The 15396-nt window shown below is 66.4% G+C and carries 16 protein-coding genes; 14 read left to right on the forward strand and 2 right to left on the reverse strand.

Annotated elements, in window-relative coordinates:
- The first annotated feature begins 13 nt into the window (after positions 1-13).
- The 7 genes from B0E46_RS05825 (at position 14) to B0E46_RS05855 (ending at position 7094) form a co-directional block, all read left to right on the forward strand.
- Positions 14-814, forward strand: a complete 801-nt coding sequence (locus B0E46_RS05825; protein ID WP_077554828.1) for an enoyl-CoA hydratase/isomerase family protein — start codon at positions 14-16, stop codon at positions 812-814.
- A gap of 220 nt (positions 815-1034) precedes the next feature.
- A complete protein-coding gene (locus tag B0E46_RS05830) occupies positions 1035-3026 on the forward strand; it encodes a biotin carboxylase N-terminal domain-containing protein (RefSeq protein ID WP_077554829.1) in 1992 nt (663 codons plus the stop codon).
- Between the two features lie 110 nt (positions 3027-3136).
- Positions 3137-4036: a hydroxymethylglutaryl-CoA lyase gene (locus tag B0E46_RS05835; RefSeq protein WP_077554830.1), complete on the forward strand. Its 900-nt coding sequence runs from the start codon at positions 3137-3139 to the stop codon at positions 4034-4036.
- Positions 4037-4096: 60 nt separating this feature from the next.
- Positions 4097-5416, forward strand: a complete 1320-nt coding sequence (locus B0E46_RS05840; RefSeq protein ID WP_077554831.1) for an amidohydrolase family protein — start codon at positions 4097-4099, stop codon at positions 5414-5416.
- On the forward strand, positions 5413-5901 hold the full coding sequence (locus B0E46_RS05845; protein WP_077554832.1) for a GNAT family N-acetyltransferase: 489 nt from the start codon (positions 5413-5415) through the stop codon (positions 5899-5901). The genes B0E46_RS05840 and B0E46_RS05845 overlap by 4 nt, the downstream gene beginning before the upstream one ends.
- Before the next feature lie 7 nt (positions 5902-5908).
- Complete coding sequence (locus B0E46_RS05850) at positions 5909-6511, forward strand: YdeI/OmpD-associated family protein (protein WP_077554833.1); 603 nt, start codon at positions 5909-5911, stop codon at positions 6509-6511.
- A gap of 13 nt (positions 6512-6524) precedes the next feature.
- Positions 6525-7094, forward strand: coding sequence for a GNAT family N-acetyltransferase (locus B0E46_RS05855; protein WP_077554834.1), 570 nt, complete (start codon positions 6525-6527; stop codon positions 7092-7094).
- 69 nt (positions 7095-7163) lie between these two features.
- Here the strand turns inward: B0E46_RS05855 and B0E46_RS05860 are convergent, their stop codons facing one another.
- Both B0E46_RS05860 and B0E46_RS05865 read right to left on the reverse strand, forming a co-directional pair.
- Positions 7164-7589 carry an RcnB family protein gene (locus B0E46_RS05860; protein WP_077554835.1) on the reverse strand — a complete coding sequence of 142 codons (426 nt, stop codon included), beginning with the start codon at positions 7587-7589 and terminating at the stop codon, positions 7164-7166.
- Positions 7590-7842: 253 nt separating this feature from the next.
- The gene (locus tag B0E46_RS05865) at positions 7843-8172 is read right to left on the reverse strand and encodes an RcnB family protein (RefSeq protein ID WP_077554836.1); all 330 of its coding nucleotides are present in this window, start codon (positions 8170-8172) and stop codon (positions 7843-7845) included.
- Between the two features lie 253 nt (positions 8173-8425).
- On the opposite strand from B0E46_RS05865, the gene B0E46_RS05870 reads away from it, so the two are divergent.
- The 7 genes from B0E46_RS05870 (at position 8426) to B0E46_RS05900 (ending at position 15358) form a co-directional block, all read left to right on the forward strand.
- Complete coding sequence (locus tag B0E46_RS05870; RefSeq protein ID WP_077554837.1) at positions 8426-9193, forward strand: SDR family NAD(P)-dependent oxidoreductase; 768 nt, start codon at positions 8426-8428, stop codon at positions 9191-9193.
- A 112-nt stretch (positions 9194-9305) separates the two neighbouring features.
- Entirely contained in the window at positions 9306-9869 is a 564-nt protein-coding gene (yeiP, locus tag B0E46_RS05875; protein ID WP_077554838.1) for an elongation factor P-like protein YeiP, read from the forward strand.
- A gap of 93 nt (positions 9870-9962) precedes the next feature.
- The gene (locus B0E46_RS05880; RefSeq protein WP_077554839.1) at positions 9963-12053 is read left to right on the forward strand and encodes an FUSC family protein; all 2091 of its coding nucleotides are present in this window, start codon (positions 9963-9965) and stop codon (positions 12051-12053) included.
- Positions 12054-12117: 64 nt separating this feature from the next.
- A complete protein-coding gene (locus B0E46_RS05885; RefSeq protein WP_077554840.1) occupies positions 12118-13152 on the forward strand; it encodes an amidohydrolase family protein in 1035 nt (344 codons plus the stop codon).
- A complete protein-coding gene (locus B0E46_RS05890) occupies positions 13149-13673 on the forward strand; it encodes a hypothetical protein (RefSeq protein ID WP_077554841.1) in 525 nt (174 codons plus the stop codon). Before B0E46_RS05885 ends, B0E46_RS05890 begins: the two co-directional genes overlap by 4 nt.
- Before the next feature lie 112 nt (positions 13674-13785).
- Positions 13786-15066, forward strand: a complete 1281-nt coding sequence (kynU, locus tag B0E46_RS05895) for a kynureninase (RefSeq protein WP_077554842.1) — start codon at positions 13786-13788, stop codon at positions 15064-15066.
- The gene (locus B0E46_RS05900; protein WP_077554843.1) at positions 15011-15358 is read left to right on the forward strand and encodes a VOC family protein; all 348 of its coding nucleotides are present in this window, start codon (positions 15011-15013) and stop codon (positions 15356-15358) included. The genes kynU and B0E46_RS05900 overlap by 56 nt, the downstream gene beginning before the upstream one ends.
- Positions 15359-15396 lie beyond the last annotated feature (38 nt).

Genomic DNA, 15396 nt, shown 5'->3' on the forward strand with positions numbered 1-15396 from the left:
GCGGGGACGACCGATGACCGATTCCATCCTGAGCGAACGCCGCGGCGCCGTGGCCTGGCTCACCCTGAACCGCCCGCAGGTCCACAATGCCTTCGACGACGCGCTGATCGCCGCCCTCACCGAGGCGCTGGCGCAGGCCGACGCCGATCCGGCCGTGCGCACGGTGGTGCTGAGCGGCAACGGCAGCTGCTTCTCCGCCGGTGCCGACCTCAACTGGATGCGCGGCATGGCCGGCGCCAGCGAGCAGGAAAACCGCGAGGACTCGCTGCGCCTGGCGCGGCTGATGCGCAACCTGCAGTTCCTGTCCAAGCCGGCCATCGCACGGGTCAACGGCGCCGCCTATGGCGGCGGCGTGGGCCTGGTCGCCTGCTGCGACATCGCGATCGGTGTGGATACCGCGAAATTCGCGCTGTCGGAAGTGAAGCTGGGTCTGGTGCCGGCGGTGATCTCACCGTACGTGATCGCCGCGATCGGCCTGCGCGAGGCGCGCCGGCTGTTCATCACCGGCGAGGTGTTCGAGGCCGACGTCGCCGCGCGGATCGGCCTGCTGCATGCCGTGGTGTCGGCTAGCGAACTGGACGAGGCGATCGAGCGCCAGCTGTATCTGCTGGCCAAGGCCGGCCCGCAGGCGCAGCGCGAAGCGAAACAACTGGCCTTGCGCATCGGCGGCGCCGATCTGGCGCAAGCCGAACGCATCGACACGGCCAATGCCGAACTGATCGCCCGCCTGCGCGTGTCGGCGGAAGGCCAGCACGGCCTCGGCGCCTTCCTCGACAAGCGCGCGCCGGCATGGGTCGGCAACGCGGCACAATGAGTGCTTCAAGATGCTCATCGGTGGCTGCCTTCCCTGCACGAGATACGCATGAACCGTCCCGTCATCGACATCGCCGCATGGCCGGGATGGCGGGTGCTCCGATAGCCGCTGCTACCCACCGCGCACGGCGCCTCCATGCTGCGCCGCGCATCGGCGGCGGCACCGCAATCTGCTAGTTTTAGTGGCTTTGCATCGACACGAACGGCTCCAAGGATTTCGCATGTTCGAACGCGTACTGATAGCCAACCGCGGCGAGATCGCCTGCCGCGTGATCCGCACCTGCCGCCGGCTCGGCGTCCACACCATCGCGGTGTATTCGGAAGCCGATCGCGATGCGCAGCACGTGCGGCTGGCCGACGAGGCGTGGCCGATCGGCGGCCCCCGACCGGCCGATTCCTATCTGCGCGGCGACGTCATTCTCGAGGTGGCGAAAAAGTCCGGCGCACAGGCGATCCACCCCGGTTACGGCTTCCTCTCCGAGAACACCGGCTTCGCCCGCGCCTGTGCCGACGCCGGCATCGCCTTCATCGGCCCGCGCCCGGAAAGCATCGACGCAATGGGTTCCAAGGCCGCCGCCAAGGCGCTGATGGAACAGCACGCCGTACCGCTGGTGCCCGGCTACCACGGCGAGAACCAGGACGCCGGCTTCCTCGCCGAGCAGGCCGGCAAGACCGGTTTCCCGCTGATGATCAAGGCCGCGGCCGGCGGCGGCGGCAAGGGCATGCGCATCGTGCGCAACGAGGCCGGGTTTGCCGACGCGCTCGCTTCCGCGCAGCGCGAGGCTGCCAGCTCGTTCGGCGATACGCGGGTGATCCTCGAGCGCTACGTCGAGCATCCGCGGCATATCGAATTCCAGGTGTTCGGCGACACCCACGGCAACGTGATCCACCTCAACGAGCGCGAATGCTCGGCGCAGCGTCGCTACCAGAAGGTATTGGAGGAAACGCCCTCGCCGTTCCTCGACGACACTCGCCGCAAGGCCATGGGCGAAGCGGCCGTCGCCGCGGCAAAGGCGGTCGACTATGTCGGTGCCGGCACGGTGGAATTCATCGTCGCGCAGAGCGGCGAGTTCTTCTTCATGGAAATGAACACGCGCCTGCAGGTCGAGCATCCGGTCACCGAGCTGACCCTGGGGCTGGACCTGGTCGAATGGCAGCTGCGCGTCGCCGCCGGCGAATCCTTGCCGTTGCGCCAGGAGCAGGTCCATGCGCACGGCCACGCGATCGAAGTGCGCCTGTACGCGGAAGACCCGGACCAGAACTTCCTGCCCGGTTCCGGCAAGCTGCAGACGCTGCGCCTGCCTGCACCATCGAAACATGTGCGCCTCGACGGTGGCGTGATCGAAGGCGACACGGTGACGATCTTCTACGACCCCATGATCGCCAAGCTGATCGTGTTCGACGTCGACCGCACGCAGGCACTGCAACGGCTGCGCGAGGCACTGGCCGCGAGCGAGATCGTCGGGCCGAAATCGAACATCGGCTTTCTCGAGCGGCTCGCGCGCCATCCTGCCGTGGTCGAAGGCCGCATCGACACCGGCTATCTCGATCGCCACCTGGAAGAGTTTCTGGTCGGCGACGTGCTGCCTGCGGACCAGGTCCTGTTCGCCGCCGCCACCGCCGCCCTGCTCCACGACGAGCGCAACGTCAGCACCTCCAGAACCGATCCACATTCACCGTGGGCCAGCACCGACGCGTGGCGCATCGGCCATGCCGGCAAGCGCATCGTCGCGTTGACCCTGCGCGAGCAGCGCCACGACATCGAGGCGCATGGCCACGATGGCAGCTATCAACTGCGCCATGGCGAAACGAGCTGCGAGGTACGCGGCGCGCGCCTTCTCGAGGACAGCCTGAGTGCCCGTTTCGATGGCGAATCGTTGCGTGTGCCGCTGCGCACCGACGCAGCACATGTGCTGCTGCACGACGCGCATGGCCAGCGCTACAGCTTTGCACGCGCCGCTGCGTTCGCCTGGGAGTCGAAGGACGCCGCCGGCGGCAACCAGGTCATTGCGCCGATGCCCGGCCGCATCGTGCTGGTCAAGGCCAAGGCGGGCGACATCGTCGAACAAGGCCAGGAACTGCTGGTGATGGAAGCGATGAAGATGGAGCTGGCCTTGAAGGCGCCACGTGCCGGCACCATCGAGAGCGTGAGCGCTGCCCAGGGCGAGTTCGTCGAGGCGGATGCCGTGCTGGTGCGTTTCGCCGACGCCTGATTTAACCGCCGTCATTCCGGCGAAAGCCGGAATCCAGTGACTCCGCAAGGGCACAAAGGCGCTGGATCCCGGCTTTCGCCGGGATGACGACACTTCCCCCGGAGTCACGCATGAACGCTTCCAACCACGTCCGTATCGTCGAAGTCGGTGCCCGCGATGGCCTGCAGAACGAGAAGACACAGCTGCCGGCTGACGTGAAGATCGCGCTGATCGACCGCCTCTCCTCCACCGGCCTCACCACCATCGAGGCCACCAGCTTCGTCAGTCCGAAGTGGGTGCCACAGCTGGCCGATGCCGCCGAAGTCTTCGCGGGCATCCGCAAAGTGCCCGGCGTGAGTTATCCGGTGCTGGTGCCGAACCTGCAGGGCTATCAGCGCGCGCGCGAAGTCGGCGCCACCGAGATCGCGATCTTCACTGCCGCCTCCGAGGCATTCAACCGCAAGAACATCAACGCCACGATCGACGAGTCGATCGAGCGCTTCATTCCGGTAATCGAACAGGCCCAGGCCGACGAAGTAAAAGTCCGCGGCTATGTCTCCACCGTACTCGGCTGTCCATACCAGGGCGAAGTACCGGTCGGCGAGGTGGTACGCGTGGCACGCCGGATGTACGAGCTGGGCTGCTACGAAATCTCGCTGGGCGACACCATCGGCGTCGGCACGCCGGCGAAGGCGCGCGCGATGCTGCATGCGGTCGCGCAGGAGGTGCCGATCGGCGCGCTGGCGGTGCACTTCCACGACACCTACGGCCAGGCGCTGGCGAACATCCTCGCCTGCCTGGAGGAAGGCGCGCGCGTGCTCGACAGCTCGGTCTCCGGCACCGGCGGCTGCCCGTATGCGAAGGGCGCCACCGGCAATGTCGCCAGCGAGGACGTGGTCTACATGCTGCATGGCATGGGCATGAGTACCGGCATCGACCTCGACCTGCTGGTCGCCACCGGCGCGTGGCTGGCCGCGCAGCTGCACAAGGATACCGCCAGCCGCGTCACCCGTGCCCGCACGGCGGCGTAAACGCTCGCGAAAAGCCGGGCCGCGTCGCTATCATCGAACCTCGATTTGACGAGGTGGACGATGCGTACTGGATGGATGGCCTGGTGGCGACACGCAGCCGTGCTGTGGCTCCTGCTGTGCGCCCTGCCCGCGTCCGCGCTGGCGCCGAAAGGTGACTGGCTGCTGCTGCCCGATCGCGTGTGGACCGGCGATGGCGATGCCGCGCATACCGGCTGGGCGGTGCTGGTGCACGACGGCGTGATCGTCGCGGCAGGCCCGGCGGCATCGATCGGCGCGCCAGCCGGCGCCCAGCACGTCGCACTGCCGGGAACCACGCTGACCCCTGGCCTGATCGATCTCCATTCGCACCTGTTCCTGCATCCGTACAACGAGACACTGTGGAACGATCAGGTGCTGACCGAAGCGCAGGACTACCGCACGCTGGAAGCGGCCGCGCATGCGAAGGCCACCCTGCTGGCCGGCTTCACCACGCTGCGCGACCTGGGCACCGAAGGTGCCGGCTATGCCGACGTGTCGGTCAAACGCGCGATCGCGGAAGGATTGATTCCCGGGCCGCGCCTGTTCGTCGCCACCCGCGCGATCGTCGCCACCGCCAGTTACGGACCGGGTCCGCGCGGCTTCCGTCCGGATCTCGACCTGCCCGGCGGCGCGCAGGAAGTCAGCGGCGTCGATGCCGCGATGGCGGCGGTGCGCGAGCAGGCCGCGCGCGGTGCCGACTGGATCAAGATCTACGGCGACTATCGCGTCGGCCCGGATGGCACCACCGTGCCCACCTTCACGCCTGCGGAACTGAAGGCGCTGGTCGATACCGCGCACCAGATCGGCCGGCCCGTGGCCGTGCATGCGGCCAGCGATGCCGGCGTGCGGATGGCGGTCGAGGCCGGCGTGGACAGCGTGGAGCACGGCTACGGCGCCAGCGAGGCCACCTTCAAGCTGCTCAAGCAACACGGCGCCGCGTACGAGCCGACGTTGACTGCGGTCGAGTCCACCGCCGAATATTTCGAGCATTACGTGCCGGGCAAGAGCGAGCCGACGGCACGCATGCGCGACGCGGAGCGCGCGTTCCGCACGGCGCTGAAGCTCGGCGTGACGATCGGCAACGGCAGCGACGTCGGTGTGTTCGCGCATGGCGAGAACTGGCGCGAACCCGCCGCGATGGTAGCCAATGGCATGACGCCGGCGCAGGCACTGCATGCGGCCACCGACGTGGCCGCGAAGATCCTGCGCCAGTCGCAACATTTCGGCCGCATCGCACCGGGCCTGGCTGCCGACCTCGCCGCGTTCACCGGCGACCCCAGCATGCAGATCGACGCCCTCGCCCATCCCGTCTTCGTGATGAAGGACGGCATCTCCTACCGCAGCCCCGCAGCCTCGCCATGAACGACACGTTCCATATCCGCCCGATCGAGTCACGTGACAACACGGCGATGGCTGCGATCATCCGCAGCGTGATGCCCGAGTTCGGTGCCGACGGCCCCGGCTTCGCGATCCACGATGCCGAGGTGGACAGCATGTACGAAGCCTATGCGCAACCGCGATCAAGCTACTTCGTGGTCGAGCGAGATGGCGTGGTGGTCGGTGGCGGCGGCATCGCACCGCTGGAGAACGCCGAGCCGGACTTGTGCGAACTGCGCAAGATGTATTTCCTGCCGCAGGCTCGCGGCATCGGTGCAGGCGCCGCGATGATGTTGCGCTGCCTCGATGCAGCGCGAACGTTCGGCTTCGCCCGTTGCTATCTGGAAACGCTGACCGGCATGGATGCCGCGCAGGCTCTGTACAAGCGCAGCGGCTTCACTGCTCTGTGCGCGCCGATGGGCGGTACCGGCCATTTCAGTTGCGACCGTTTCTTCATCCGTGACCTGTGAGCAAGCCATGAGCAGTCACGACCCACGCATCGACGCCTATATCGCCAAATCGGCCGAGTTCGCCCGACCGATCCTCGAACACCTGCGCGCGGTGGTGCATGCCGCCTGTCCCGAGGTCGAGGAAAGCCTGAAATGGAGCATGCCGTTCTTCAGCTATCGCAACGCGCCGATGTGCATGATGGCGGCGTTCAAGCAGCACTGCGGCTTCGGCTTCTGGTTGTCCAGGCAAGTCGTCGGCGGTGCGGCTGACGACGGCATGGGCCAGTTCGGCAAGCTCACCACACTGAAGGATCTGCCGTCCAAAAAGGAACTCGCCGCGCACATCCGGAAGGCGATGGCGTTGAACGAGGCCGGCGTGAAGCTAGCGCGCCCGAAAGCCGCCGCGAAGCCCGCGCCGTCCTTGCCGGACGATCTCGCCGCCCTGCTCGCACAAAAGCAACATGCCGCCGCGCGCACGACCTATGCCCGCTTCAGCCCCGGCGCACAGCGCGAATACGTCGACTGGATCGGCGAGGCGAAGACCGACGCCACTCGCCAGAAGCGCATCGCCACCACCCTGGAATGGCTGGCCGAAGGCAAACCACGCAACTGGAAATACCTGAAATGCTGAAGGCTGAATTCAGATGATCCGCATCGCCCGCGACGAAGATGCTGCCGCCATCCACGCGATCTACGCGCCCTCGATCACCGACGGCGTAGCCACGTTCGAGACCGAACTTCCCGGCGTGGCGGCGATGCGCGAGCGCATCCGCGCCCGTCTGCTGCATTACCCGTGGCTGGTATGGGAAGAGGACGGCGACGTGCTGGCCTACGCCTACGCTGGCCGCTTCCGCGAGCGGGCAGCCTACGACTGGATTGCCGAAACCTCGATCTACGTGCGCGCCGATGCGCATCGCCGTGGCATCGCGCGCCGGCTCTACGGCACGCTGCTGGACGTGATGCAACTGCAGGGCATCACCCAGGCTGTTGGGGTGATCACCCTGCCCGGCACCGTCAGCGTGGCGATGCACGAAGCGATGGGTTTCTCTGCCGTGGGCGTGTGGCGGCAGTGCGGCTACAAGCTGGGGCAATGGTGGGACGTGGGCGTGTGGCAGAAGGAGTTGCAGGCACCGTCGAACCCGCCGCCGACAGTGACACCGTTCGCACGACTGGCAGGGCCACATCTGCAGTCATTGCTGGGGTGCGTAACGTAGCTGCCACCGTGCAAGCAGACGGTCGATCCGGCCGGTCACGGCCAGCCGGATCGACCGCGTCACCCTGACTCAATGGGACAACAGGATGTCCGCGATGACGCCCGTGGCGACCGCCACCAGCAGGAACTGGCCATCATCGCCACGTACGTAGTGATAGCCATAGGGCGGCTGGCGCAGGTGATACACGCGCCAGTCGTCGACCACATAGCGACGGTCGCGATACTCGACCGGTACATAGCCGCCCCTCTTGTACCAACCCTCGTGCCGGCCACGGTCGTGGCTCACGTAATAGCCGCGACGGTCGTCATAGCCGCGATGATCATCGCGGCCTCTGTCATGGCCGTGGTCCCCCTGATCATCGTGCTTGTCATGATGGTCATGCCAATCCTGGTTGTCCTGCTGGCCCTGGTCACCGCGCTGGGGAGCCGGTGCCGCGACGGCAGCCAGCCCGATCAGCATCAGGCCGCCAGCAAGTAAGGTCAGATGTTTTTTCATTCATTTCTCCCCATGTAGTTAAAGAGGCGCTGCTGCGCTGGACACCCCAAGGGCTGCCACGATCAGAGCCTGACTTCTCATTGCTGAACGCGAACAATCGAGCCCTCTCCCAGACTGAACGCTACCCCAAGGCGGTTGCAGGGGCACTGCGTCGACATGGCTCGGCATCGTGCCTGCATACGCAGAACAGGCCCATCTCTCGATGGGCCTGCCATTTATTGCATTCGCCACATGGGCAGATGCAGGTAACGGATCAATGCTGCGCGGCGATGATGCTGGCGATCACGCCGGTCGTGATGGCGACCAGGATGAAATCGCCGTTGTCACTGCGCACGTAGTGATAACCGCGCGGCGGCGCACGCAGGTGCTCGCTGTGCCAGTCGGTCACGGCATAAGAGCCGCCACGGTACTCGGTCGGCATATGGCCACCCTTCTTGTACCAGCCTTCATTATGACCGCGCTCGGACATGCTGCGATGGCTCTGTTCCTGATGATCCTGCCCCACGGGTTGAGCCACCGCCACGGCCGAGGCCGACATCATCAATGCGCCGCAGATCAACCACGTACCCAATTGCTTCTTCATTAAAAACACTCCGTTCGGTGATGGCGTAAAGCCTTGAGGAACCGTGCTGCTCCGGGATTTCCGCGAACCGTGCGGCGTTGTCGCCTGAGCAGGAGGCATCCGAGGCATCGCTGCCCTGCCTGCAACATCGCCGCTCGCCCCCCAAGACCGCGTGAACGTTCCGGTGAATGGCCTTCACGTTTGGTCCTCGGCCCTTCGTGGTCGCCATGCCTCTCGGTTACCATTCGTGTTTCAGGTATCCAGAGGGACTCCCATGCAGCTCAATCAGGTCAAGGCGATCATCACCGGCGGCGCCTCCGGTCTCGGCCACGCGGTGGCGCAGCACCTCGTCGCGCAAGGCGGCAGGGTCGCGCTGTTCGACGTCAACGAGGAGAAGGGCCAGGCTGCCGCGAAGGAACTGGGCGACGCCGCCCGCTTCTTCCGTACCGACGTCACCTCCGAGGACGGCGTGGTCGCCAACGTCGCCGCTGCACACACGGCGATGGGTGGTCTCAACGTGGTGATGAACTGCGCCGGCATCCTCGGCGCCGGCCGCGTGCTGGGCAAGGACGGCGCGATGCCGCTGAACACCTTCGCCAGCACCGTGATGGTGAACCTGGTCGGCAGTTTCAACGTGGCCAAGGCCGGCGCGGCGCTGATGCAGAACAACGAGGCTGGCGAAGACGGCGAGCGCGGCGTGATCATCAACACCGCCAGCGTCGCCGCCTACGAAGGCCAGATCGGCCAGGCCGCGTACTCCGCCTCCAAGGGTGGCGTGGTCGGCATGACCCTGCCGATGGCGCGCGAGCTTTCACGTTTCGGCATCCGCGTGGCGACGATCGCGCCGGGCATCTTCTGGACCCCGATGGTCGACGGCATGCCGCCGCAGGTGCAGGAGTCGCTGTCCGCCTCGATCCCGTTCCCGTCGCGCCTGGGCAAGCCGGACGAGTTCGCCTCGACCGTGGCCTTCATCCTCGGCAACCGTTACATCAACGGCGAGACGATCCGCCTCGATGGCGCCGTGCGGTTGCAACCCAAGTAACGAGGAGTGAGTGGAGAGGAGTGAGGAGTAAGAGAAAGCTCGCCCTCCCCGCTCCGCCGCTCTTCGCTGTCCTTCTCTCACTCCTCACTACTCATTTCTCACTCCTGAACTTATGAAAGCTTCCGACGTCAAGAAAGGCAACGTGGTCGAGCACGACGGTACCGTCTACCAGGTGCGCGACATCGAGCGCAGCTCGCCGAGCGCACGTGGCGGCAACGTCACGTTCCGCTTCACCCTGTATTCGATCCCGGGCGGGCGCAAGTTCGACCTGAGCCTGCGCGCCGACGATGAGTTGCGCGAAATGGACCTGGTGCGCCGCGCCGCGAACTTCTCGTACATGGACGACGGCGCATTCGTTTTCATGGACGCCGAGGATTACACCCAGTACCTGCTCTCGCCGGAGCTGGTCGGCGACAACGCCGGCTACATCGTCGAAGGCATCGAGGGCTATTACGTGCAGGTGATCGACGAGGCGCCGGTCGGCCTGCAGGTGCCGAGCAGCGTGATCCTGACCGTGGTCGACACCGCGCCGGAAATGAAGGGCTCCAGCGCCACCAAGCGCACCAAGCCGGCCAGGCTCAACACCGGCATCGAGGTGCAGGTGCCCGAGTACATCAGCAACGATGAGAAGGTATGGGTGAACACGCTCACCGGCGAGTTCGCGGGCAGGGCCTGAGAGCAGGAGCAAGTGGAGTGCGAGTGAAGGCGTGAGTAGCGGGTGGTTTTTGTCATACTCGTTTCTCACTCCTCTCCACTCACTTCCAGCCCCATGCCCTCCAGCGGTTACTCGCTACGCGCCCATGCGATCGAAAGCCTGACCCAGATCAAGCGGCCGGACGTGCCGTGGCAGGTGGTATTGCGCAATACCGCGGCGGTGGTACTGCCGCTCGGCATCGGACTGGCCACGGGGCACACGGAGGCGGGACTGGCCATCGGCGCCGGCGCGCTGGATACGATGTTCTCCGATCAACCCGGGCCGTATCGCCAACGCATGCGCCAGCTGCTGCTGGCCTCGCTGGCGGCCGGGCTGGCCTCGCTGTGCGGCCTGCTGATCGGTGGCCAGTTGCTGCCGATGCTGCTGGCCACCGCTGCCTGCGGCTTCTTCGGCGGCCTGCTGGTGGTGTTCGGCACCGATACCGCACGGGTCGGCATGACCAGCATGATCCTGCTGGTGGTCACCGCATCGACCCCGACCTCGCTGGCCGGCGCGCTGAGCGGTGGGACGCTGATCTTCTGCGGCGGCCTGCTGCTTACCCTGTTCTCGCTGGCGGCATGGCCGTGGCAACGCTATCTGCCGGAGCGCCACGCGCTGGCCCATGTCTACGCGGGCCTGGCCGCACTGGCCAGGCAGCAGGCGCATGACGAGGCCGACGTGCCGGCGCTGACCGAGGCCATGACCAACCTGCAGCAGACCCTGCTGGGCCAGTACCGTGCGCATGGCCGTGCGATGGAGGCGTTCAGCGTGCTGCTGGAACTGGCCGAACGCATCCGGCTGGAGCTCACCGCACTGGGCTCGCTGCATGCCGACCCGGCCATCCATGCGATGTTCCGTGCGGATGCCGCCCGCGTGCTGAGCGCCATCTCCACGGCGCTGGAACAGGGCGAGTCGCCCGAACAGGCTGCCCGCGTACTGCGTACCATGCAGGCCAGCGAACACGCCCTGCTCGACCGCAGTAACAACCGCAGCCTGACCGCGCATATCCATGCCCTTTCCGGCCAGCTGGCCGCCGCCGTGCGCAATGCCGACTGGGCCGGCAGCGGTGGCGAGCTGCGCGCCAGCGCGGCGGAAACACGGCTGCCCAAGGCACTGCGCAGCAGTTCCACCTGGGCCACCCTGCGCGCCAGCCTCACCCCGCGCTCGGTGGCATTCCGGCACGCCATGCGCATGGCGGTCTGCCTAAGCGCGGCATGGTGGCTTTCGCGGCAACTGCAACTGCCACATGGCTATTGGCTGCCGATGACCGCCGCGATCGTGCTGCGGCCCGACTTCGCCGCCACCTTCAACTTCGGCCTGCTGCGCGTACTCGGCACCGTGCTTGGCCTGGTGATCACCACGGTGCTGCTGCACATCACGCCGAGCCAGCCATGGGCGCATCTCGCGCTGATGGCCGTGCTGTGCATGGCGTTCCGTTACCTGGCCACCGCCCACTACGGCATCGCGGTGGCTGCGCTGACCGGCACCGTGGTGATCCTGCTGTCGTTCGAAGGCGTCAACTCCGGCGCCGCGGTGATGGACCGGGTAATCAACACGGCTTTGGGCTGCGGCATGGCGCTGCTCGCCTACGTTGCATGGCCGACCTGGGAACGCGGTCGCGCACGTGCCGCATTGGCGGTGATGCTGGATGCCTACGCCAACTACCTGCATGCACTGGCCACGCCCGACCAGCGCAACGCCCATCGCGAGGCACGCAGTGCGGCGCGTACCGCGCGCACCAATGCGCAGGCTTCGATCGACCGCATGCGCGCCGAACCGGCCACGCCACCGGCACTGCTGGCGCTGGCGCGTGCGCTGTTCGCCAACGGCAACCGACTGGCGCGCACGGCGATGACATTGGAAGCCACCCTCGACGATCTCGCCAGCCTGCCCGAACAGGCCGGGATCGGCCATTTCCTGGAACAGTGCGCCGACGTCGTGCAAGCCATCGCCACGGCCTTGCGCGAACAACGCAGCACGGATGCCCTGCCTGACCTGCGCGCCCGCCAGCGCTCGTTGATGACCTTGCTCCAGGGCGCCGATGACCGCACAGCCGCAGACTTGCTGACGCGACTCAGCGACCGCCTGGTCGACAACGTCAACACGCTGGCCCATGTGGTGAACCGCGCCCGCCAGGAGGCCGTTGCCGAGCCTTCGCACAGCTAGTGCGGCCTTGATCCCTGCTGGATCGCAACACGACGCCGGGGCGCAGAGGTTTTACACTGCGCGGATGCTCAAGATCGATACCCACGCACACATCCTGCCCCGCGACTGGCCGAATCTCGCGGCCAAGTACGGCGACGACCGCTTTCCGGTAATGACGCATACCGACGGGCGCCACCGCATCTACAAGGACAGCCGCTTCTTCCGCGAAGTGTGGGATTCGGCGTTCGACCCGCAGACACGCATCGACGACTACGCCCGCTTCGGCGTCGACGTGCAGGTGATCTCCACCGTACCGGTGCTGTTCTCGTACTGGGCGCCGGGCCACCAGGCGCTGGAGCTGCACCGCCATCTGAACAACCACATGGCCGGCATCTGCCGCGACTATCCACGCCATTACGCCGGTATCGGCACCGTGCCGCTGCAGGCGCCTGAACTGGCGATCCGCGAACTGGAGCGCTGCATCGACGAGCTCGGCCTGCAGGGCGTACAGGTCGGCTCGCATTGCGGCGAGTGGAACCTGGATGCGCCGGAACTGTTCCCGTTCTTCGAGGCGGCCGCCGATCTCGGTGCCGCGGTGCTGGTGCATCCCTGGGACATGATGGGCGCGTCGACGATGCCGAAGTACTGGATGCCGTGGCTGGTCGGCATGCCGGCCGAGCAGGCACGCGCGGCCTGCTGCCTCGCCTTCGGCGGCGTGCTGGAGCGGCTGCCGAAGCTGCGCGTGATGCTGGCGCACGGCGGCGGCAGCTTCCCGTCGACGATCGGCCGCATCGAGCACGGTTTCAAGATGCGCCCGGACCTGGTCGCCACCGACAATCCGCGCAACCCGCGCGAATACCTCAAGCGCTTCTATTTCGACTCCTGCGTGCACGACGATCTGGCGTTGCGCTATCTGCTGGATGTGACGGGCGTCGAGCAGGTGATGCTTGGCACCGACTATCCTTTCCCGCTGGGCGAGCAGGAACCCGGCAGTGGCATCGAAGCGCTGGGCCTGGACGACACCGACCGCGCCCGACTGTTTCACGGCACCGCACTCGAATGGCTGGGCCTGCCAAAACACCGGTTTGTCCCCGACAACACTTTCCTGGAGTCAGCATGAGTTTCTTGCGCCGCACCTCTACCGTCGCCCTTGCCTTGGCCAGCACCATACTGCTCGCCGGTCGCCTCCACGCCACCGATGTCAGCATGGCCGACGGCAGCGTCACCTTCAGCACGCCGGACAGCTGGCAGGACATCATGGAAACCCAGGGCGACCCGGAAACGCGCGTGTTCCAGGTGCCTGATCCGTCGCCCACCGGCAAGACCAGCCTGGCACGCATTACGGTGACCGTGACCCAGGCCGCCGACGTCAATGGCTTCAACCAGTACAAGAGCAATGCCACCGCGAAAGCCATGTCGCTGCCCGGCTACAAGGCTGCCGCCGTCCCTCCGCAGCCGAACAGCAACTTCTACACCGCGCAGGAAAACGGCGCCGAGTTCAGCTACGTCGAGCATTACTGGTTCAAGAACGGCCATGCCATCCAGCTGCGCTGCGTGCGCCCTTCGCAGAGCCAGGCCGGTGTCAGCTGGAAGAACGAATTCGACAAGGGCTGCGACGCCGTCGCGGCGCGACTGAAGTAAATCGGCCACAGGCGCCTTTCCGCGACTCCCGGGAGGCGCCACTCCTCGCCAGTTCAGCCTCTCTTGCCCCTCCCCTGCTCGCAGGCGGAGCGGCCGCCTTCCATGGACTGATATGCCCACCCATTTTGAAGCCAACCTCGACTGGGCCCGCGCCCAGGACGCCACCGATCCACTGCGCGCATTCCGCGACGAGTTCCTGATCCCGCCGCATGAAGGGCGCGACAGCGTGTACTTCTGCGGCAACTCGCTGGGCCTGCAGCCGCGCGCGGTGCGCGAGGCGATCAGCGCCGAGCTGGACTACTGGGGCGAGCTGGCGGTGGAAGGCCACTTCAAGGGGCGCCTGCCATGGATGGATTACCACGAATTCGTGCGCGACGACCTTGCCGCCGTGGTCGGCGCGCGGCCGTCCGAAGTGGTGGCGATGAATACGCTGGGCGTGAACCTGCACCTGATGATGGTGAGTTTCTACCGCCCCACGCCCGAGCGGCACGCGATCCTGATCGAGGCCGGCGCCTTCCCCACCGACCGCTACGCGGTGGAATCGCAGATCCGCTTCCACGGTTTCAGCCCCGCACTCTCGCTGATCGAACTGCACGGCGACGAGCCGAACGGCACCCTCTCGCTGGCGGCGATCGCACGCGCGCTGGCCGAACACGGTTCGCGCATCGCGCTGGTGATGCTGCCCGGCGTGCAATACCGCACCGGCCAGGCGCTCGACCTCAAGGCGATCACCGAACTCGCGCACCAGCATGGCTGCGCGGTGGGCTTCGACCTCGCCCACGCCGTCGGCAACCTGCCGCTGCAACTGCACGACAGCGGTGCGGATTTCGCGATCTGGTGCAGCTACAAATACCTCAACAGCGGCCCCGGCGCGGTCGGCGGCGCCTTCGTGCACGAGCGCCATGCACGCAGCCACTTGCCACGCTTCGCTGGCTGGTGGGGCCACGACAAGACCACCCGCTTCCAGATGGGCCCCGAATTCGTGCCGACCGCAGGTGCCGATGGCTGGCAGCTGTCCAACCCGCCGATCCTCGCGCTGGCGCCGCTGCGCGTTTCGCTGCAGATCTTCCGCCGCGCCGGCATGGCAGCGCTGCGCGCGAAGTCATTGCAGCTCACCGGATATCTGGAGTGGTTGGTGCAGACGCAGCTTGCGGATCTGCTGCAAGTGGTGACACCCGCCGATCCCGAACGTCGGGGCGCACAACTGTCGATCCGGGTGGTCGGCGGCCGCGAACGTGGCCGTGCACTGTTCGAGTACCTGATGGCGCACGGCATCATCGGCGACTGGCGCGAACCCGACGTCATCCGCATCTCGCCCACGCCGCTGTACAACCGCCATGTGGACTGCCTGGCGTTTGCCGAAGCGGTGCGTCACTGGCACGACAACCGATAAGGGATCACCAGATTTCGCTCACCCGCGTACGCGCGGCAACTATCGCATGCTCGATACGCCACCCGACGAACCTGTCGTGCAGATCCAGCGCGTCGAACATGAGAGTCGAATTCACCCCGACATTGAAACTGACGATATCCCCGCCGAAGTGGCGCGCCTGGAAGCATTGGGGGCCCGCGTGGCGGATCGTCTGGAGCGCTGGTTTGTGATGCAGCCCACGACCGGGCAGAGGTTTTGCGTCCTACGCGTACAACGTCCCGGCTTCCCGAAGAACGCGAATCGATGGGATTGAGTGATTGCACCGGCAAGTGCAGTCGCACCCAACGACTA

The sequence above is a fragment of the Rhodanobacter sp. B04 genome (genome assembly GCF_002001125.1).
Classification (GTDB): domain Bacteria; phylum Pseudomonadota; class Gammaproteobacteria; order Xanthomonadales; family Rhodanobacteraceae; genus Rhodanobacter.